This is a genomic window from Rhodococcus daqingensis (genome assembly GCF_042665615.1).
GTDB lineage: Bacteria > Actinomycetota > Actinomycetes > Mycobacteriales > Mycobacteriaceae > Rhodococcus_G > Rhodococcus_G daqingensis.
Map to the genome: position 1 here is coordinate 54,931 of NZ_JBHTCS010000014.1, position 19,468 is coordinate 74,398.

At 69.5% G+C, this 19,468-nt stretch carries 18 protein-coding genes; 7 read left to right on the forward strand and 11 right to left on the reverse strand.

Translation table 11 applies throughout. From position 1 onward, the window contains the following. Nucleotides 1-3: 3 nt before the first annotated feature. Genes ACFQS9_RS12460 through ACFQS9_RS12470 form a run of 3 tightly spaced genes read right to left on the reverse strand, consistent with a single transcriptional unit; the run spans nucleotide 4 to nucleotide 3,618 of the window. Nucleotides 4-1,260 carry an aminodeoxychorismate synthase component I gene (locus ACFQS9_RS12460; RefSeq protein WP_378405038.1) on the reverse strand — a complete coding sequence of 419 codons (1,257 nt, stop codon included), beginning with the start codon at nucleotides 1,258-1,260 and terminating at the stop codon, nucleotides 4-6. Nucleotides 1,261-1,315: 55 nt separating this feature from the next. After that, on the reverse strand, nucleotides 1,316-2,455 hold the full coding sequence (locus ACFQS9_RS12465; protein WP_378405040.1) for an NAD(P)/FAD-dependent oxidoreductase: 1,140 nt from the start codon (nucleotides 2,453-2,455) through the stop codon (nucleotides 1,316-1,318). Next, nucleotides 2,452-3,618 carry an FAD-dependent oxidoreductase gene (locus tag ACFQS9_RS12470; RefSeq protein ID WP_378405042.1) on the reverse strand — a complete coding sequence of 389 codons (1,167 nt, stop codon included), beginning with the start codon at nucleotides 3,616-3,618 and terminating at the stop codon, nucleotides 2,452-2,454. Before ACFQS9_RS12470 ends, ACFQS9_RS12465 begins: the two co-directional genes overlap by 4 nt. A gap of 77 nt (nucleotides 3,619-3,695) precedes the next feature. On the opposite strand from ACFQS9_RS12470, the gene ACFQS9_RS12475 reads away from it, so the two are divergent. Continuing rightward, on the forward strand, nucleotides 3,696-4,619 hold the full coding sequence (locus ACFQS9_RS12475) for a LysR family transcriptional regulator (RefSeq protein ID WP_378405044.1): 924 nt from the start codon (nucleotides 3,696-3,698) through the stop codon (nucleotides 4,617-4,619). A gap of 6 nt (nucleotides 4,620-4,625) precedes the next feature. Here the strand turns inward: ACFQS9_RS12475 and ACFQS9_RS12480 are convergent, their stop codons facing one another. From ACFQS9_RS12480 to metG, 3 genes are read right to left on the reverse strand one after another with little or no spacing between them, the layout of a single operon-like run. Then, nucleotides 4,626-5,714 carry a DUF2786 domain-containing protein gene (locus tag ACFQS9_RS12480; protein ID WP_378405045.1) on the reverse strand — a complete coding sequence of 363 codons (1,089 nt, stop codon included), beginning with the start codon at nucleotides 5,712-5,714 and terminating at the stop codon, nucleotides 4,626-4,628. A 46-nt stretch (nucleotides 5,715-5,760) separates the two neighbouring features. Further along, nucleotides 5,761-6,993, reverse strand: coding sequence for a DUF2786 domain-containing protein (locus ACFQS9_RS12485; RefSeq protein WP_378405046.1), 1,233 nt, complete (start codon nucleotides 6,991-6,993; stop codon nucleotides 5,761-5,763). Nucleotide 6,994: 1 nt separating this feature from the next. Next, nucleotides 6,995-8,551: a methionine--tRNA ligase gene (metG, locus tag ACFQS9_RS12490; RefSeq protein WP_378405047.1), complete on the reverse strand. Its 1,557-nt coding sequence runs from the start codon at nucleotides 8,549-8,551 to the stop codon at nucleotides 6,995-6,997. Between the two features lie 20 nt (nucleotides 8,552-8,571). On the opposite strand from metG, the gene ACFQS9_RS12495 reads away from it, so the two are divergent. Both ACFQS9_RS12495 and ACFQS9_RS12500 read left to right on the forward strand, forming a co-directional pair. Continuing rightward, complete coding sequence (locus ACFQS9_RS12495; RefSeq protein WP_378405049.1) at nucleotides 8,572-9,399, forward strand: TatD family hydrolase; 828 nt, start codon at nucleotides 8,572-8,574, stop codon at nucleotides 9,397-9,399. 92 nt (nucleotides 9,400-9,491) lie between these two features. After that, nucleotides 9,492-10,028: a DUF6578 domain-containing protein gene (locus tag ACFQS9_RS12500; protein WP_378405051.1), complete on the forward strand. Its 537-nt coding sequence runs from the start codon at nucleotides 9,492-9,494 to the stop codon at nucleotides 10,026-10,028. Between the two features lie 90 nt (nucleotides 10,029-10,118). Here ACFQS9_RS12500 and ACFQS9_RS12505 read toward each other — a convergent pair whose 3' ends face one another. Both ACFQS9_RS12505 and ACFQS9_RS12510 read right to left on the reverse strand, forming a co-directional pair. Beyond that, nucleotides 10,119-10,883 carry an amino acid ABC transporter ATP-binding protein gene (locus ACFQS9_RS12505; RefSeq protein WP_378405053.1) on the reverse strand — a complete coding sequence of 255 codons (765 nt, stop codon included), beginning with the start codon at nucleotides 10,881-10,883 and terminating at the stop codon, nucleotides 10,119-10,121. Next, on the reverse strand, nucleotides 10,880-12,337 hold the full coding sequence (locus tag ACFQS9_RS12510) for an amino acid ABC transporter substrate-binding protein/permease (RefSeq protein ID WP_378405055.1): 1,458 nt from the start codon (nucleotides 12,335-12,337) through the stop codon (nucleotides 10,880-10,882). The genes ACFQS9_RS12505 and ACFQS9_RS12510 overlap by 4 nt, the downstream gene beginning before the upstream one ends. A 180-nt stretch (nucleotides 12,338-12,517) precedes the next feature. On the opposite strand from ACFQS9_RS12510, the gene ACFQS9_RS12515 reads away from it, so the two are divergent. The 4 genes from ACFQS9_RS12515 to ACFQS9_RS12530 all read left to right on the forward strand — a co-directional run bounded on the left by ACFQS9_RS12515 (nucleotide 12,518) and on the right by ACFQS9_RS12530 (nucleotide 15,653). Further along, nucleotides 12,518-13,645, forward strand: a complete 1,128-nt coding sequence (locus tag ACFQS9_RS12515) for a transglycosylase family protein (RefSeq protein WP_378405057.1) — start codon at nucleotides 12,518-12,520, stop codon at nucleotides 13,643-13,645. Nucleotides 13,646-13,716: 71 nt separating this feature from the next. Then, nucleotides 13,717-14,613, forward strand: a complete 897-nt coding sequence (rsmA, locus tag ACFQS9_RS12520; protein ID WP_378405058.1) for a 16S rRNA (adenine(1518)-N(6)/adenine(1519)-N(6))-dimethyltransferase RsmA — start codon at nucleotides 13,717-13,719, stop codon at nucleotides 14,611-14,613. A 170-nt stretch (nucleotides 14,614-14,783) separates the two neighbouring features. Next, nucleotides 14,784-15,071, forward strand: coding sequence for a hypothetical protein (locus tag ACFQS9_RS12525; protein ID WP_378405060.1), 288 nt, complete (start codon nucleotides 14,784-14,786; stop codon nucleotides 15,069-15,071). 324 nt (nucleotides 15,072-15,395) lie between these two features. Then, complete coding sequence (locus ACFQS9_RS12530) at nucleotides 15,396-15,653, forward strand: hypothetical protein (protein ID WP_378405062.1); 258 nt, start codon at nucleotides 15,396-15,398, stop codon at nucleotides 15,651-15,653. A 69-nt stretch (nucleotides 15,654-15,722) separates the two neighbouring features. On the opposite strand, the gene ACFQS9_RS12535 is transcribed toward ACFQS9_RS12530, so the two are convergent. Genes ACFQS9_RS12535 through ACFQS9_RS12545 form a run of 3 tightly spaced genes read right to left on the reverse strand, consistent with a single transcriptional unit; the run spans nucleotide 15,723 to nucleotide 19,094 of the window. Next, entirely contained in the window at nucleotides 15,723-17,993 is a 2,271-nt protein-coding gene (locus ACFQS9_RS12535; RefSeq protein WP_378405064.1) for a heavy metal translocating P-type ATPase, read from the reverse strand. 1 nt (nucleotide 17,994) lies between these two features. After that, nucleotides 17,995-18,876, reverse strand: coding sequence for a hypothetical protein (locus tag ACFQS9_RS12540; RefSeq protein ID WP_378405066.1), 882 nt, complete (start codon nucleotides 18,874-18,876; stop codon nucleotides 17,995-17,997). An 8-nt stretch (nucleotides 18,877-18,884) separates the two neighbouring features. Next, nucleotides 18,885-19,094: a heavy-metal-associated domain-containing protein gene (locus tag ACFQS9_RS12545; protein WP_378405068.1), complete on the reverse strand. Its 210-nt coding sequence runs from the start codon at nucleotides 19,092-19,094 to the stop codon at nucleotides 18,885-18,887. Nucleotides 19,095-19,468 lie beyond the last annotated feature (374 nt).

Consider the following 19,468-nt stretch of genomic DNA (forward strand, 5'->3'; position numbering starts at 1 on the left):
CGATCAGCCGAGCGAGATGATGCTCGACGCCTTGTCCAGGCATTCCTGCCATTCGGCGTCCGGGTCGGAGTCGATGGTGATGCCACCGCCGACACCCAGCACCGCGTTCCCGCTCGGATCGAATTCGACGGTGCGGATCGCGACGTTGAGTTCGGTGCCCGCGAGCGGGGAGGCGAATCCGACCGCTCCGCAGTAGACCCCGCGATGGTCCGGTTCCCACTCCGACAGGAGCTGGCGGGCACGGTGTTTCGGGCACCCGGTGACCGAGGCTGGCGGGAAGGTCGCGTCCAGCAGTTCCGCGGTGGTGGTGCCGGTGGCGGCGGTCGCCGCGACGGTGGAGACCAGGTGCCAGACTCCCGGGGCGGGGTAGACGCCGAGGAGGTCGGTGACCGTGACCGATCCGGGCACCGCGACCCGGCCGAGGTCATTGCGCACCAGGTCGACGATCATCACGTTCTCGGCGACGTCCTTGATCGAGGCGCGCAGGCGGTCCGGATCGTCGGCGATGGGCAGTGTGCCCTTGATCGGGCTCGAGCGGAGCAGGTCGTCGTGGCGCGAGAGGAACAGTTCGGGGGACAGCGAGGCCACCGCGCCCCACTCGCCCTGCACGAAGGCGGCGCGGGCGGGCCGGGTCGCGGCCACGGCGTCGGCGAAGAAGTGCAGGGGGTCGCCGTCGGCCAGGCCGCGGAACTGGGTGCAGACACAGGCCTGGTACACCTCGCCCTGCCGGATGGCCTCGAGACACTCCTGCACGCCGCGGCGGTGAGCGTCGCGGTTGGGCGCGGTCCACTCGATCCGCCAGGGCCGCGCGGGGGCGTTGGGCGCGGTGACCGCGTCCGACCAGGCCGCGGGGCAGGGGTCGTCGGTCAGGCTCTCGTACCACCAGCAGCCGCCGGGGTCCTGCCGCAGCACCGAATCCGTCCACCCGCCCGCCGCCGCCGGGAGCGCGGCGGTGGCCCCGCTGGTCGGGGTGTCGGGGTACCCGAGGTAGCCGATCCAGCCGCCGCCGATCACCGGTCCGTCGTCCCCGCGGGCGGCCGCCCGCCCGGGGACGGTGACCGCGCCTCGGTTCGAGAGGTCGAAGGTGCTCGCCGTGCCGACCGGGGCGGTCCGCACGCTCGGGGCCAGCACCGCCCGGGATCCGAACCAGTCGCCGATCAGCGCCGCGGGTGCGGGTGTGCCGCGTTCGACGGCCAGGTCCGCGAGGGCGCGCAACACGTCGGCCGGGTCGCCGCCGTCACCAATCCGCTCGATCCGCACCCGACAAGCGTGACACGGCCTCGCCCGCACACCCGAATCGAGCGGTCACGGGCCGTCAGCGCGGACCGCGCCGCCACCGGTACGCCCCGCGCGTCGCCTGCTTCGTCATGAACTGCACCGTCGTGGCGCAGACCTGCTCCTTCACGAGCGCTCCCACACGGCCGGTGATCGCCGGCCAGGCGGGGGAGTCGTCCGCGCGGGTCGGCTGGAAGGCTCCGCGTCGCCTGCCGAGGCTGATGCACTGGCCCACGAAGCCGAGCGAGAGCGGCGTCGGTTCGGTGCCGCCGAGGCGGGCGAGGACCGTGTCGGCGGCGTGTGCACCCATCGGGAGGGCGGCCTGGCAGCTCATCCGGAGGTGGCCGAGTTCGTCCGGCGGTCCGGCGACCGCGTCACCGGCGCCGACGATCGACGGGGCGCCGAGGCTGGTCAACGTCGCATCGACCAGCAGTCGGCCTTCGGCATCGACCTCGAGCCCGCTCCTGCGCGCCAGATCGGGGAACGCGAAGGAGGTCGCGAGCACCGTGCAATCGCTCTGCAGGATCCGCCCGTCCGCGAGAGTGACCTTGCCCTCGGCGATTTCGGCCACCCGGTCCCCCTCGGTCACCGTGACGCCGAGCGCGGCGAGGGTGGTGAGGATCTTGCGTCGCGTCCGCGGCGGCAGGGTCTGCGCGACCGGGGTGTCGGACACCAGGGTCACGGCGATCTCGGGGTCGTTCTCGGCGAGCTCGGCGGCGGTCTCGATGCCGGTCAGTCCGCCCCCGATCACGGTGACGGCGAGCGGTCGCGGCAGCGCGCGCAATCGGAGCCGGAGCAGGTGTGCCTGTTCGAGCTCGGACACGGAGAAGGCGTGCTCGGATGCCCCCGGGATGTGGTCGCGTCGGTCGGTGCTGCCGACGGCATAGACGAGATGGTCGTAGCGGAGGAGTTCGCCGTCGCTCAACGCGATCGTGTTGTCCTTCGCGTCGATACGCTCGACGGTTCCCACCCGAAGCTCCAACCCGGGGTGCAGTACACGCTCGAATGGGATTGTCGCGTCAGAGCTTCCGGTGACGAGCTGATGGAGCCGGATACGTTCGACGAACGCGGGCCGGGGATTGACGACGATCACTCGCGTGTCCTCGCTCCGTGATCTGATCCTGTTCGCGGCCATCACCCCGGCGTAGCCCGCTCCGACGACCACCACACTTGCGCTCATCGGCGCACTCCTTTCGAGGTCCTGAGCCCGGCGACCACGGCCTCCGCCGCGCGCAGGGCACTGTTGATTGCGATCTCGCCGCGCATCCCGGGGGCGGCGACCATGTCGCCGACAAGGTACACCCCTGAGCCCCGGTCGATCTCGGGTCGGTCGCGCCAGGTCTGGCCCGGCAGGTCGACGGCTCCGGTCCTGTCCCTCGCCGTCGCTGTCCGTTGCCAGGTGACCCGGTCGCGCCAGCCAGGAACCGTGAGATCGGTGAAGCGGTACAGACGGATTCGCGCCTGGTCGGCGGACTCGTCCGGGCGCACCGGCATGTCGATCTGGAACAGGGACTCGCCCGGCGGCGCGACGGAGCGGTCCTGCATCGAATAGCAGTCGTGGAAGCCTCCCTCGTCGAGGTCGGCGGCGGTGAACAGGTCGCGCCGTCCCTCGCGGACGGCGAGGTCGAGCATCACGCAGTGCCCGCTCTGCCAGCGCAGCGACGAGTCGCCGAGGAGGGTTCGCGCGGAGGACAGTTCGGTCGCGACGATCGTCGGAGTGGAGGGGATCGCGTCGACCCGGGAGCCCAGTTCGATCCGGACCCCGAGGTCCCGCGCGCGGGCCACCATCCGGCTCGTGACCGCCTGCCAGCCGCCGGCCACGTAGCGCACGCCGGGGACCCTCGGTCCGTAGATCCGCTGGAACAGATTCCACACGAAGGCGGCCGAGAGTCTCCCGGTGTCCGCGTCGTAGGTTGCCACGCCGACGGAGTTCGCCATGGCCGTCGCGGCGCAGTGCCCGAAACGCTGTGTGGCCCAGGAGTGGAAGTCCGCGTCGACGGGCGCGGAGACCCAGGGAGAGAGCTGGGCTCGCAGCATTCCCTTCGGAGGGGTCCGGCGGAGTCTGCCGTCCCGTCGGAAGCCGAGCAGCCCGAGGGTGCGCACCGGCGGCAGGCACAGGTCGTCGACGAATCCACGCCGCTTGAGCCATCGCCAGTGCGGGCCGTCCGCGTAGAAAACGTGGGCGCCCTCGTGGGCGACGTACGGGCCGGCCGTGGCGCGGGCCCGGCCGCCCAGCGTCGCGTGGGCCTCGTGGAGCGTGACCTGGGCGCCGGCCTCTGCACACGCGATCGCCGCAGTGAGCCCGGCGAGGCCGCCGCCGATAACGGAAACCGAATCAGTCATGACTGCGACGTTAGGGAGCGGATACCGATTACTCCAATGCATTGTTCGGGTCGTCTCGATGCGCTAGACGTATAGAGATGACCCTGACGCAGCTCGCCTGCTTCCTCGCCGTCGCACGCACCGGGCATTTCACCAAGGCCGCCCGCGAGGTGCACCTGGCGCAACCCTCCCTGAGCAGACAGATCCTGGCGCTGGAGAAAAGCCTGGGGGCCAGCCTGTTTCACCGCGCGCGCGGGAACATCGCACTGACCGCGGCAGGCGAGTCGTTGCTGCCTCTGGCCACCAGGATGCTCGCGGACGAGGAGCTCGCACACCGCGAGATCGCCGAGCTGACCGGGTTGAGGCGAGGTCGGGTGCGCCTGGGTGCGCCGCCGAGCCTCTGCGTCAGCCTCGTGGCGGATCTTCTCGAGCGCTATCTCGCGGCGTATCCGGGGATTGCGTTGAGCCTGAACGAAAGTGGATCACGCGCGCTGGTCGATGCGCTGACCGGCGGACTGGTCGACATGGCGTTGATCGTCTCGAACGAGGATCGCGGCGAGGCTGCCCTCGAGGTCACCCCGTTGCTGCGGGAGGACCTCGTCGTGGTGTCGTCGGCCGCCGCCGATCCGCTGACCAGGCGACGCGCACTGACGCTCGACGAACTCGCGAGACGCCCCCTCGTGGCATTCCACCGCGGTTACGACCTGCGCGTGGCCACCGACGCTGCCTTTCGGCAGGCCGGATTGTCGCCGCGGGTCGCGGTGGAGGGCGCCGAGATGGACGGGGTGCTGCGGTTCGTCGAGCGCGGTCTCGGCGTGGCAGTGGTGCCCTCGCTGGTGGTGTCCCATCGGCCCGGCCTGCGCTCGGTGCGGCTGGAAGGGCCCGAACTCAGTCGAACCATCTCCCTGGCGCGCCGGGCCGACGTGCGGCCGACCCATGCCGCACGTGCGATGCAGGACATGCTGATCGAGGTGGTCGACGACATGGTCACGGGAGACGCGCACGGGCTCACGCGACTGTGACCCGCCTCAGCCGGCGATCGCCTGCCCTCCCGCGGACAGGTTCGCTGCGTCGGCCGCCGACCGTCCCGCCAGCACGCCCAGGGGATCGACCGGGGAATGCCGCCAACTCTTCGTCGGGCCGAACAATCGGTCCACCTCGGCCTTCACCGCTGCCGCGCGACCCGCGAGGAGGGGGAGCAGGTCTCCGAACGAGACTTCGGCATCGACCACCGCCCGCGCGGTCGCGGCCTTGTCCGCCTCCGTCAGTCGCTGGCCGATCCGGATGGCGAACCCGAACAGGAATGCCTTGCGGAACGATGTGGATCGCGAACCGACCTCACCGTCCTCGCCGGCCTTGCGCATCGCCCGGGTCGCCTGGACGAGCAGCGAGGTGAACAACATCTCGACCTGTTCGAGATCGACCGGAGCGCCGACCATCGTGGCGGTGGCCATTCGGGAGTTGTACAGGGTCTGAACATGATTGGCGGTGCCGATCGAGGTGAGCAGCAGGGCCTTCTGCTTGACGTACGGGTTGTCGAGGTGGACCCGCCTGCTCTGCACGCTGACCCCCTGGCCGGGTTCGCCGGAATCGAGCAGCGCGGAGTTGATCGCGTAGCGGGTCATCAACTCCTGGGCTTTGGCGGTGAGCGTCTCGGCCTCCTCGGTGAACTCCGTGCTCTCGGCCTTCGCCAGCAGTCCACGGATCTTGTTCAGCACCTTCAGGTCTGCCGGCCGTTGCGGCTGCGCCGTCGACTCGCTGTGCTGCCGCGGCCAGGCCGACGGTGGCGGGCAGAGTGCCGTCCAGTGGCCCAGGAGTTGCCACAGGAACCCGAGCGATCGGGCATGGTCCTGGTCGACCGGCAGCCTGCTCTCCGCCTCGGGGTGGGCGTCCGCGATGGCCCGAAGCTGGTCGAGCCACTGCCGGGGGGCCCGCGACCAGGCGCGACTCGTCCGCGCCTCGTGCAGGACGAGCGTGGCCGCGCTGCCGACCACCGTGGCGTCCAGTGCGCGCTTGGTGACGTGGAGGATGTCCGCGGGCTGCCAGCCGCGCTCGTAGGCCCGGGCGAGCGCATCGACCGCGGCCGTTTGTCGAATATGTGTTCGATTATCGCTCATGGCGGACAGTGTGCACCGAGGGTCCGACACGACTGCTCGCCGCAGGTCAGGGCCGTGACTTGCCCTGCTTGGGCCTGAGGGCGCGCCCGCCCTGCGGTAGCGGTGCGTTGTCCGCCGCGGCCTGCCCGGCATGCCAGCCCCGCGCGTCCACCGGGCGGGACCTGGCCGTCCTGGTCGAGGGGAACAGCCGGGTGAACTCGGCATCGACCGCCGCGGATGTGGTGGCGAGGACCGGCAGCAGGTCGCTGAGCGGGATGGACTCCTCGGCCGCCGCGGCCTCGGTCGCCCTGGCGTCGGCGTCGCGCAGCCGCTGCCCGATCCGGCTCGCGAACCCGGCGAGGAAGGCCTTGCGGAATCCGGTGGTGCGCGAACCGCTGCGGCCCGCCTCGGCGGCGGACTGCAGCGAGTGGGCCGACTGGACGAGCAGTGAGGTGAACAGCAGGTCGACCTGCTCGAGGTCGATCGGGGTGCCGACCGCGGTGACGATGTCGAGATCGCCGAACAGGACGGTGCGAACCCGATTCGCGTCACCGATCGCGGTCAGCAGGTGTGCCTTCTGCTTCAGGTACGGGTTCTCGAGGTGAAACCGGCGGCTGTGCACCACGGCTCCACCGGTGTGGGCACGGGAACGAAGCAGGGCGGTGGTGATGGAGTAACGCGTCATCAGTTCCTGTGCCTTCGCCGTGAACGCCTCCGCCTCCTCGGCGAACTCGGTGCGCTCGGCCTTGGCGAGCAGTCCGCGGATCCGGCCCAGCGTCCTGGGATCCGGGGTGCCTGCGGTTCCGGTGGCGACAGCATCGGATCCCGCGCCTTCGGCGGGCCACTGCGCCGATGGGGCCGCGCCTTCGGCGGGCCACTGCGACGGCGGGGGCAGCACGATCATCCAGTCCGGCAACCGGTTCCACTCGGCCGCCAGCTCGGACAGTTGGAAGCCCACGAAACCCGACCGGCCGGCGGTCAGGGCCCCTGCGAGGTGCGCGCCCGCCGTATCGGGGACCGGGATCCGGTCCGCGAGGCGGGCCTGCTCCGGGTACTGCTCGGCGACGGCGCGCAGCTGATCGGACCATTCCGTCGGCGCCCGATCCGCCGCGCCACTCTGCCGCGCCTCGTGCAGCAGCACCGCCGCGGCGAGCGTCGGCGGCGACTCGGCGGCCCGGCGGGTCAGGTGCAGCAGGTCCGCGGGTTGCCAACCGCGTTCGTACGCGCCCGTGAGCGCCGCGAGGAGCGCCCGGACCTCGGCCGTCGGCCGGCCGTCGTCGGCCGCGTCCTCGTCCGCCATGTCAGGCGGTTTCGGGCTCCACGTACCGGGGGAACACCGGCGAGGGAGCGGGCAGCGGATTCCCCGCGGCGATCCGCACGGGGAGGCTCGCGAAGTCGCGGGCGGCCGGGTCCTGCCCGAGCAGGTCCAGGATCTTCGCGGCGGAGTCCGGCATCACCGGCTGGACCAGGATCCCCACGATGCGCACCACTTCGAGGGTCACATAGAGGACCGTCGCCATCCGGGCCGGGTCGGTCTTGCGGAGCACCCACGGCTCCTGCTGCGAGAAGTAGCGGTTCGTCTCGGCGAGCACCGCCCAGATCGATTCGAGTGCCAGGTGCATGGCCTGGCGATCGAAGTCGGCGCGCACGATCTCGAGCAGCGCGTCGGCCCTCGCCAGCAGCCCGCGGTCGTCGTCGGTGAGCTCGCCGGGGGTCGGGACCTGGGCCTCGCAGTTCTTCGCGACCATCGTCAACGAACGCTGCGCGAGATTGCCCAGCTCGTTCGCCAGGTCCGCGTTCATCCGGGTGACGATGGACTCGTGGCTGTAGCTGCCGTCCTGGCCGTAGGAGATCTCCCGCAACAGGAAGAATCGCAGCGCGTCGAGGCCGTACTGCTCGACCATCTCGAGCGGGTCGACGACGTTGCCGACCGACTTCGACATCTTCTCGCCCTTGTTGTACAGGAACCCGTGCACGAAGACACGCTTCGGTAGCTCCAGGCCCGCCGACATCAGGAACGCCGGCCAGTACACGGTGTGGAAGCGGGTGATGTCCTTGCCGATGATGTGCAGGTCCGCGGGCCAGAACTTGCCGAAGGCCTCACCGTCGGTGTTCGGGTAGCCGACGCCGGTCAGGTAGTTGGCGAGGGCGTCGACCCACACGTACATGACGTGCTCGGGGTGGCCGGGCACCGGGACACCCCAGTCGAAGGTCGTGCGCGAGATGGACAGATCCTTGAGTCCGCCCTTGACGAAGCTGACGATCTCGTTGCGTCGGGTGTCGGGTGCGATGAACTCCGGGTGCGACTCGTAGAGGTCGAGGAGCTTGTCCTGGTATTCGGAGAGCCGGAAGAAGTAGGTGGACTCCTCGGTCCACACCACCGGGGTGCCGGTCAGCACCGACACACGGGTCCCGTCCTCGAGGACCTCGGTCTCGGCCTCGGTGTGGTAGGCCTCGTCGCGCACCGAGTACCAGCCGGCGTAGGTGTCGAGGTAGATGTCACCCGCCTCGACCATCCGCTCCCAGATCACCTTGCAGGCGGCCTCGTGGTCCTCGTCGGTGGTCCGGATGAACCGGTCGTAGGACACGCCGAGGACCTTGTCCATGGCCTCGAAGGTGTCGGAGTTCCTCGCCGCGAGCTCGCGGACCGGGATGCCCTCCTTGGCCGCGGTCTGCTGCATCTTCAGCCCGTGCTCGTCCGTGCCGGTCATGAAGAACACGTCGAAGCCGTCGAGGCGCTTGAAGCGCGCGAGGGCGTCCGAGGAGATGTACTCGTACGCGTGGCCGACGTGCGGGACGCCGTTCGGGTACGCGATCGCCGTGGTGATGTAGAACGGGGGACGAGTGGGTGCAGTCATGGTGCGCCTACTCTATCTGCGTGCCAAGAGACCGTCCGGCCCCGGACCTGCCAGAGCCGCTCGCGCCGCTGATCGACGCGCACACCCACCTCGACGCGTGCGGTGCCACCGACGCCGCGTCGGTGGCCGCGATCGTGGACCGCGCCGAGAAGGTGGGTGTCGGTCGCGTCGTCACCGTGGCCGACGACCTCGCCGCCGCGCGGTTCGCGGTGGACGCCGCGAACTGGGATCCGAGGGTGTACGCGGCGACAGCCATCCATCCGACCAGGGCCAACGTGCTCGATGACGCGACCAAGGCCGAGATCGAGCTCCTGGCGGGCGATCCGCGGACCGTCGCGGTGGGGGAGACGGGACTCGACTACTACTGGCCGGGCAAGCTCGAGGGTTGCGCCACCGTCGAGGAGCAGGTCGAGGGGTTCCGTTGGCACATCGACCTGGCCAAGCGGCTGCGCAAGCCGCTGATGATCCACAACCGGGAGGCCGACCACGACCTGCTGGCCGTGCTGATCGACGAGGGCGCGCCGGAGACGGTCATCTTCCACTGCTTCTCGTCAGACGCGAACATGGCGCTGGCGTGTGTGGAGGCGGGTTACGTGCTGAGCTTCTCCGGGACGGTCAGCTTCCGGAACGCCCGCGACCTGCACGAGGCGGCGAAGCTGGTGCCCGATGACCAGCTGATCGTCGAGACGGACGCGCCGTACCTCACCCCGCACCCCTTCCGCGGAGCGCCGAACGAGCCGTACTGCCTGCCGTACACGGTTCGGTCGCTGGCGCACACCCGTGGGCAGGACCCGGTCGAGTTGGCGGAGGCGTCGACCGCGACCGCCCGCCGGGTTTACCGCATCTGACGTCGAGCGTGCACCTGCAGTCGCATCGGCCGGGAAGGGCCGACAGCAGCTGCACTCTCGGCGAGTAGATTGGGCCGCACAGGTAACGACGAATGCACGGGTTCACGAATTCGACTCCCGTCGACCGCGGCGTCGACGTCATCGACGTGTACATCGCAGCCTGGGAGATCGAGTGCTGCGCGCCACCGCCGGAGGTGGGTTGCGAGGCGACGTGGGCACTCGCCTTCGCCGCGGACGACGCAGAGCCGGAGATCTTCCACCGACCCGTTCGCTGGGATCGGACGAGCGGGAAGCTCAGCGCCGGGGGCGTCAGCGCCTACTGGCGAGACGCGCCGGATGACCTGTCCGACCGCCCCACCGGACTGCGCGGGCGGCTCTGGGGAACGGTGCACGGCGCCGATGTCCCCGACGATTTCGACAGCACCACCGGCTCGATCCTGGGCGTGTACCTGCTGGAGGAGCTGTACCGCGAGGACGAGGGCGGCGCGTGGCGCCCGATCCCGGGGACCGCGGTGCGGACGTCGATCCCGAAGAGTCCCGGTTGGTTCGGGGGCAGCGGGGAGTTCGTGTCCGGCATGGACTGCCGCAAGCAGACCGGGGTGGTGATGGAGCTGGCGGTTCGGAGTTGACGCAGCTCCCCGCCGAGCGTGCAGTATTCGGGGCATCGCCCGAGAGCGACCGACGAAAGCTGCACGCTCGGCGAGCGGCGCGGGCAGGGCCTACAGCACCTTCTTGAGGAAGTCCTGGGTGCGCGGGTGCTGCGGGTTCCCGAACAGCTCCGCGGGGGTGCCCTCCTCGACGATGAACCCGTCGGCCATGAAGATCACCCGGTCGGACACCTCGCGGGCGAAGCCCATCTCGTGGGTCACCACGACCATCGTCATGCCCTGATCGGCCAGGTCGCGCAGCACCTGCAGCACCTCGCCGACCATCTCCGGGTCGAGCGCGCTGGTGGCCTCGTCGAACAGCATGATGTCCGGGTTCATCGCGAGCGCCCGGGCGATCGCCACGCGCTGCTTCTGCCCGCCCGACAGGCTGGCGGGCTTGGCGCTCGCCTTCTCGCCCAGCCCCACCTGTTCGAGCAGCTTCTGCGCGGTCACCCTGGCCTCGTCCCTGGTGGCGCGCTTGGTCTGCACCGGTGCCAGCATCACGTTCTCCAGCGCCGTCATGTGCGGGAAGAGGTTGAAGTGCTGGAACACCATGCCGATGTGCTGGCGGACCTTGTCGATGTCGACCTTCTTGTCGGTCAGGTCGTAGCCGTCGACGATCACCGTTCCGCCGGTGATGTCCTCGAGCTTGTTCAGGCAGCGCAGGAACGTGCTCTTGCCGGACCCGGACGGGCCGATCACGCAGACCACCTCGCCGTTGGCGATGTCCACGTCGATGCCCTTGAGCACCTCGTTGTCGCCGTACGCCTTCTTGAGGCCGGAGACCTGAATCTTGGTGGTGGGCGCCGCGACCGGCGCCGCTGACGACTCCGTCATGCGTTGATCCTCTTCTCGAGTCGGTTGGAGAGCTTGGTGAGCGCCATGATGATGACGAAGTAGAAGAGGCCGACGATCAGCCACATGTTGAACGACTCGAAGTTCCTGGCGATGATGATCTTGCCGGTCTGGGTGAGCTCGGCGATGCCGATCACCGACAGGATCGAGGTGTCCTTGAGCGTGATGACCGCCTGGTTGACGAACGACGGCATCATGGTCCGCATCGCCTGCGGGAGCACCACCTTGCGCATCGAGGTCATGTAGTTCATGCCGAGGCTGCGCGACGCCTCCATCTGGCCCTTGTCGACGGACTGGATGCCGCCGCGGATGATCTCGGTGATGTAGGCGCCCGCGTTCAGGCTCAGAGTGATGACGCCCGCGGTGAACGCCGGCATCTGGAAGCCGAGCGCGGCCGGGATGCCGAAGTAGATGAAGAAGGCCTGCACCAGTAGCGGTGTGCCGCGGAAGATGTCGACGTAGGTGACGCCGATCGCGCGCAGGAACTTGCTGTGCGAGACCCGCAGGAACCCGAAGATCAGACCGAGCACCAGCGCGATCGCCAGCGACACGACGGTGAGCACGATGGTCAGCCACAGGCCCTTGAGCAGCTGCGGGTAGGTGTCCTTGAGGAGCGAGAAGAAATTGTTCCCGCCCTGGGCCTGCTGCGCCCCCTCGCCGAGGTAAGTGTCGAGGATCTTGTCGTACTGCCCGCTGGCGCGCAGGTTCGCGAGTCCGACGTTGAACTTCTCGATCAGTTCGGCGTTCTGGCCCTTGGAGACCGCGAATCCGTACGAGTTGCCGGCCTCCTTCTCACCGACCGCCTTGAGTCCGTTGCCCTGCGCGATGCCGTACAGCAGCACCGGGTAGTCGTCGAACACCGCGACCGAGTTCCCGGTCTTGACGTCGTCGTACATGCTCGCCGAGTCGTCGAAGGTGACGGTGGAGAAGCCGTACCGGTCCTTAATGGATTCGGCGAAGGTGGCGCCCTCGGTGCCGGTCTTGATCGCGACCCGCTTGCCCCTGAGGTCCTCGTAGGACTCGATGTCGTCGTTGGACTTGGCGACCGCCATCTGGACGCCGGAGTCGAAGTAGGGGTCGGAGAAGTCGAAGACCAGTTTGCGCTCGTCGGTGATCGACATGCCGGCGATGACGCCGTCGACCTGACGAGATTGCAGCGCCTGGACGGCGGCGTTGAAGCCGAGCGGCTTGACCTGATAGCGGAAGCCCTGGTCCTCCGCGATGGCCTTGAGCAGGTCCATGTCGATGCCGACGAAGTCGCCCTGTTCGTTCTGGAACTCGAAGGGGGCGAAGGTCACGTCGGTGGCGATGACGTAGGTCTTGTCGGGGTCGGATTGCGCGGTGGCGGTTCCGGGTCCGAGGACGAGGGCGAGCAGGGCGAGGATGCCGATCACGACGGGTAGTCGGTCGAGTCTTCGGCGCGATTGTGTACGCATCCGAGTGAGCTTTCCCGGTCACGATTCGAGGAGCAACTGAGGCACGCGGTTGCCGTTCTGAGACATTGATATTTCCTGGTCAGGGTCCTCTGGTTGCCTCGTGTCCCCGTGCTCGTTACCGTACTGTGATCGAACCGCATCGGGAATACCCCCGATGACCGTCAGCCCCCAGGACTTCTCGTGTCACCTATTGCTCGGATCAACAACGCCAATTCCCCGCTCCTGCGCGTGGTCGTGGGAGCCCTGCTCCTCACGCTGATCGCGGGTGGTCTGCTCGCGGTGTTCCGCCACAAGACGGTGACCGTGGACGTGGACGGGGAGACGATCGCCCTGAGCACGATGAGCACCGAGGTGGTCGACGTCCTCGCCGACGCCGGCTACTCGGTCGGCGACAAGGACGTAGTCGCGCCCGCGGCCGACGCCGCGGTCGCCGACGGGTCGACGGTGGTGTTGCGCCGGGCCCGCGAGGTCGCGCTGACCGTCGACGGCGAGCCGCGCACCATCTGGACCACCGCGCTCACCGTGGACGAGGCGCTGCAGCAGCAGCGTCTGGCGGGCGATGTGCACGTCTCCGCGTCCCGGTCGCAGCGTCTCCCGCTCGAGGGCACCGCCCTCGACGTGGTGAGCCCGAAGCTGGTCAGCCTGATCGACGGTGCCGCCGCTCCGGCCGAGGTGCGACTGGCCGCACCGACCGTGGGTGAGCTGCTGGCGGCCAAGGGTGCCCCGCTCGAGCAGGCGGACACCGTCGTGCCCGCCGCGGACGCCGAGCTCGTCGAGGGCATGCAGATCGCGGTCACCCGCGCGCGCACCGAGAACGTGACCGAGACGCTGCCGCTCCTCCCGCCGGAGCAGCGCATCGAGGACCCGACGATGAACATGAGCAGGACCGTCGTGGAGAACCCGGGCGCCCCCGGCGTGCACGACGTGACGTTCTCGGTCACCAAGGTCAACGGTGTCGAGTCCGGCCGCCAGCAGCTCCATGCCGTCGTGACCACCCCCGCCCAGCCGAAGGTGGTCCGGGTCGGCGCCAAGCCCGGTACCGAGGTGCCGCCCGTCACCAACGGCGCCACCTGGGACGCGCTCGCGCAGTGCGAGGCGACCGGCAACTGGGCGATCAACACCGGCAACGGCTTCTACGGCGGCGTCCAGTTCGACCAGAACACCTGGGAGCGCCAGGGCGGCCTGCGATACGCCCCGCGCGCGGACCTCGCGACCCGCGAGGAGCAGATCGCCATCGCGACCAGGACCCAGGAGACCCAGGGCTGGGGCGCGTGGCCGGCCTGCACGTCCCGTCTCGGCATGCGCTGAGTGTCGGATTTCGCGGCAGCTCGGCAGAGGCGATAGGTTCACCTCGTGACAAACCCCGAGGTGAACCCCCTGTGATCAGCCCCGAGGTGAACCCCGCCGAGGGGAACCCGCGAGGCCAGGCCGCGCTGCTCGGCCCCGTCGAGGTGCGCGCGCTGGCCGAAGAGCTGGGCGTGCGCCCCACCAAGACGCTCGGCCAGAACTTCGTGCACGATGCCAACACGGTGCGCCGCATCGTGACCACGGCCGGCGTCGGCCGCGACGACGTGGTGCTCGAGGTGGGCCCCGGACTGGGCTCGCTGACCCTGGCGCTGATGGACGTGGTCGACTCGGTGATCGCGGTGGAGATCGACCCGGTGCTCGCCGGCCGGCTCCCGACGACGGCGGCCGAGCGGGCTCCGGAACTCGCGGATCGGCTCACCGTCGTGGGCGCGGACGCCATGAAGGTGATGCCCGCCGACCTGCCCGCCGCGCCGACCGCACTGGTCGCGAACCTGCCCTACAACGTCGCGGTGCCCGTTCTGCTGCACCTGTTCTCCGAGTTCCCCAGCCTGCGCACCGCCCTGGTGATGGTGCAGGCGGAGGTCGCGGACCGGCTGGCCGCGGTGCCCGGCAACAAGATCTACGGGGTGCCGAGCGTCAAGGCCCGGTTCTTCGGCGAGGTCCGGCGGGCGGGGGCCGTCGGCCGTCAGGTGTTCTGGCCGGTGCCCAAGGTGGAGTCCGGGCTGGTGCGGGTGGACCGCTACGCCGAGCCGCCGTGGCCGATCGACGAGGAGCATCGGCAGCGGGTGTGGGCCGTCGTCAATGCGGCATTCGCACAGCGCCGCAAGACGCTCCGGGCCGCGCTCGCAACCTGGGCCGGCTCTCCCGCCGAGGCCGAGCGCCTGCTGGTCGCGGCGGGGATCGACCCGTCCGCCCGCGGGGAGGTTCTCGGCGCTGCGGACTTCGTTCGATTGGCGAACGTCGAGTAGATCACCCGATTCGTTCGCGTTAAACGAATCATCAAGTGCCGCAACAATGTATGGATTCTTGCATCGGGCCTGACCGATGTCGGTAGGGTGGCGCGAAGCGTGCTCGGTGGTGGTGCTCTTCGGCGCCGACGATGTACGACTCAATCGCCGTCTCTGAATGGAGTTCGTACATGCCTCGTTCCACGATGCGTCGTCTCGCCGCTACTGTGGTTGCGTCGGCCGTGCTGGCTGGTGGTCTCGCCGCCGGGTCCGGTGCCGCGTCCGCGGCGCCCGCCGGATCCCTCTTGCCGGCCGAATCCGTCGCCGCCACTTCCACCGGATCCCTGGATGGCGTCGAGAACCTTCCCCTCTACGAGAACAAATACGGGGTGCTCGGCGCTCCGCTCGTCCTGCTCTCCTATTTTGGCGGAAGTTATGAGGAATGTAACTTCGCCCCCTACGGTTGCATGATCCAGTAGGGAATCCGTCGCGGCCCGGTGTGTGCCTGCGCTCGGGCCGCGCTGCTCCGCACGGGCGGAGCATTGGGCGCTGATGTCGCAGCCTTGGTCACGTGATCGCAGCCGAGTCGCTGGACTCCATCGCGTGACGGGCGGCTGGCGGCGTGGCAGATTCCGTCGATAGTCCGTTGCGTTGAACGAATCGACAAGTGCGGCAACAATGTACGAATTTCCGCACCGGGCTTGATCGTTGTCGGTACGGTGTCGCGAACCGTGTTCGGTATCGGCGTATTCAAGCCGTGCCGAGTGCGACACAATCTCGAAACCTACGAATGGAGTTCGTACATGCCTCGTCCCACGATGCGTCGTCTCGCGGCCACGGTTCTCGTCTCGGCAGCGCTGACCGGCGGCCTGGCCGCCGGAGCGGGCACCGCCTCCGCCAGCCCAGTCGAATCCCTCCCGCCGGCCGGATCGGTCGCCACCCTATCCGCCGACATCGCCGCCGCCGTCTTCGGCGGCCTGGCAGAACTCCCAACCGGGAGCCTCAGGGGCTGCAACGGCTTCTGCTACCAGCAGGAAGGGGACACCCGGAGCGGGTCGTGACCGGCTACGCCCGTGAGTCCTTCTGGTGTGCAGGGACACCAGAAGGACTCATGGGCGGCGGAGCCGCTGCTACCGGAACCGACGCAGCCGGAGGCTGTTGCTCACCACGAAGACCGAGGAGAAGGCCATCGCGGCGCCGGCGAGCATTGGGTTGAGCAGGCCGGCCGCGGCGAGCGGGATCGCCGCCGCGTTGTAGGCGAAGGCCCAGAACAGGTTGCCGCGGATGGTGCCGAGTGTCTTGCGGGACAACCGGATCGCGTCGGCGGCCGAGCGCAGGTCGCCGCGGACCAGCGTGATGTCGCTGGCCTCGATCGCCGCGTCGGTGCCGGTGCCCATCGCCAGACCGAGGTCCGCCTGGGCGAGTGCAGCGGCATCGTTGACACCGTCGCCGACCATCGCGACCACCTTCCCGCGCGACTGCAGCTCCTTGACCGCGTCGACCTTGTCCGCGGGCATGACCTCCGCGAGCACCGTGTCGATGCCGACCTGGTCGGCCACGGTCCTGGCGGCCGCCGCGTTGTCACCGGTCAGCAGCACCGGTTCGAGGCCCAGCCGCTTGAACTGCGCGATCGCCTCGGCGCTGGTGTCCTTCACCGCGTCGGCGACGACCAGCACGGCCCGTGCCGCGCCGTCCCAGCCGACCGCGATCGCGGTCTTGCCCGCGTTCTCGGCCGCCGCCTTGGCCTCGCTCAACGCCGCCGGCAGGTGCAACGACCAGTCCTCGAGCAGCGAGGTCCGGCCCGCGACCACGGCGTGCCCGTCGACGATGCCCTGAACCCCGCGGCCCTCGACGTTCTCGAAACCCTCCACCGACGGCAGCGGACCGGTCGCGTCGGCCGCGGCGGCGCTCGCGATCGCCCTGGCGATGGGGTGCTCGGAGGCGTGCTCCAGCGCCCCGGCCAGGCGCAGCGCCTCGGCGCGATCGGTGCCCTCGACCACGATCACGTCCTCCAGCGTCATCTTGCCGGTGGTGACAGTGCCGGTCTTGTCCAGCACGATCGTGTCCACCTTGCGGGTGGACTCGAGCACCTCGGGTCCCTTGATCAGGATGCCCATCTGGGCGCCACGCCCGGTGCCGACGAGCAGGGCCGTCGGGGTGGCGAGGCCGAGCGCGCAGGGGCAGGCGATGATGAGCACCGCGACCGCGGCGGTGAACGCGGCCGACAGCGGGCTGCCGGTTCCGATCCAGTACCCCAGTGCGGCAACGGCGATCGCGATGGCGATCGGCACGAAGACCCCGGCGATGGTGTCGGCGAGGCGCTGCACCTGAGCCTTCCCGTTCTGTGCGTCCTCCACGAGCGCCGCCATCTGCGCCAGCTGCGTGTCGGCGCCGACCCGGGTGGCCCGGACCACGAGTCGGCCACCGGCGTTGACGGTCGCGCCGACCACGCCGTCGCCCTCGGCCACCTCGATCGGGACGGATTCACCGGTCAGCATCGACATGTCCACCGCGGATCGGCCCTCGACGACCTGGCCGTCGGTGGCGATCTTCTCGCCCGGACGCACCACGAACAGGTCTCCGACCGCGAGTTCCGTTGCCGAAATACGGGTCTCGACGCCGTCGCGGAGCACCGAGACCTCCTTGGCCCCGAGTTCGAACAGCGCACGCATGGCGGCCCCGGCCCGGCGCTTGGACCGCTGCTCGAAGTAGCGGCCCGCGAGCACGAAGGTGATGACACCCGCGGCGACCTCGAGGTAGATGTTCGCGGCGCCGTCGGTGCGTCCGATGGTCAGCGAGAACGGGTGCGTCATCCCGGGTTCGCCCGCGGTGCCGAAGAACAGCGCGTAGAGCGACCAGAGGAAGGCGGAGCCGGTGCCGATGGTGATCAGCGTGTCCATCGTGGCGGCGCCGTGCTTGAGGTTGGCCCAGGTGGCCTTGTGGAACGGCAGGCCGGCCCACACGATGACCGGTGCGGCCAGCGTGAGCGAGAGCCACTGCCAGTTGGTGAACTGCAGCGCGGGGATCATCGCCATCGCGATGACGGGGACCGACAGGATCGCCGAGACGATCAGCCGGGTACGCAGGGCGGCGAGCGCGCGGGACTGCTCGTCGTCGGGCTCGGCGTCATCACCGGTGCCGGTGTCGGTCGAGGGCGGCAGGGGAACGGTGGCCGAGTACCCCGCCTTCTCGACCTCGGCGACGAGGTCGGCCGAGGTGACCGCGGGGTCGAAGACGACCTTGGCCTTCTCGGTGGCGTAGTTGACGGTGGCGGTCACGCCCTCCATCTTGTTGAGCCGCTTCTCGATCCTGGCCGCGCAGGAGGCGCAGGTCATCCCGCCGATGGCGAGCTCGATGCTGGCGGTGCCGGTGGTCTCGGGAGCGAGGTACTCGGTGGTCATGTCAGTGGCCTTCGTGGGTGGAGACCGTGAATTCCGCTGTGCGGACCACGTTCTCGTGCTGGAAGTCGAGGAAGAGGCGGTAGGTGCCGTCCGTCGGCGCCTGCGCGTGGAACGTGACGTCCGGGCCGGGCGCGGTGACGCCGTCGCCGGGCTCGCCCTGCGGGTGCACGTGCAGGTAGGCGAGGTCGCCGGTGCGCAGCGCGACCAGGTGCCCGAAGGCGCCCAGGTACGGCTGCAGGTCGGTGACCGGTTTGCTATCGCGTGACACGGTCAGGGACAGCTGTCCGCCTGCCGTGCTCAGGTCGCCGTCGAGAGTGACCTGGTAGCCGTCCACCTCGGCGACCCGCGATTCCTCGGGCAGCGGGGCCGGGGTGAAATCGCCCGCGACGTCGACGTTGCGGCCGAGCGTGAGCTGCGGACCGCCGGCCGGCTGGAAGTCGGCGAAGACGCGATAGGTACCGCCCCTCGGCCAGCTCCAGTCGATGGACCAGGTGCCGTCCGCCGCCCGGACGGGGTGAACGTGGCGGAACTCGCTGGTGTCGCTGCGCACGACGATCAGGTGCAGCTGCTTCTCGTGCAGATCGTCGTACTCGGTGACTGCGGTACCGGACGGGCCGAGGATCCGGAAGGCCAGCGTGCCGGGGCTGCCGGCCACGGCGGGCGCGGTGACCTCGGACAGGGTGTACCCCTGCTCGGAAACCTGGAGGCCCGCGGGGGCGGTCGCGACGGCGGCGCCCCCGTCGGCATGGCCGCCGTGGGTGGCGGTGTCGTGGCTGTTCGACATCTCGATCGGGCTTCCCGTTGCGGCGCCCAGCCCGAGGGCCGCCGCGAAGATCACGGCGAGCCCTCCGGCGTAGGCGCTGAGTTTGATCGGAGTGTTCATGGCGGTCCCTATGCGGGTGTGGCCGAGTAACCGGCCTCGTCGACGGCGCCGAGGACGGCGGATTCGTCGAGCGGGGCGGTGCTGGTGATGGTCAGCCGGCCGGTGGGGACGTCGACGGCGATGTCGGTGACCCCGCCGAGCTTGCCGACCTCCGCGCGGACCGAACCTGCGCAGTGGCCGCAGGTCATGCCGGTGACGGTGTAGTTCGAGGTGGTCATGTCGATCTCCTTCGTGTGGTTGTGGATGGTGCGGGCTCCGGGCCTTTCGGTCCGTTGCGGTCGCACATGAACATGTATACCCCTACCCCCGGGGGGTATGCAAGTGATCTGGGTGACACTTGTGTTCGGGCGGTTCGGGTCCGGCGCTCGGCACCAAGGGTTGTCGCCGAGAATCCGCTGGTCGGGTCGGTGAGGTGGGCGATCCTGCCGGCCGCGCATGTGACTGTGGGGCAATGGAGTTCGCGGATTCTCTATATGCCCACCGGGGGTAATTGGAGAATCTCGCGCCCGCTCTTGTGGACCATACCCCCGGAGGGTATAAACGAGACCCTGCGGTATTCGACCGTGGACGTGCCGAGATCCCGAGGAGTGAT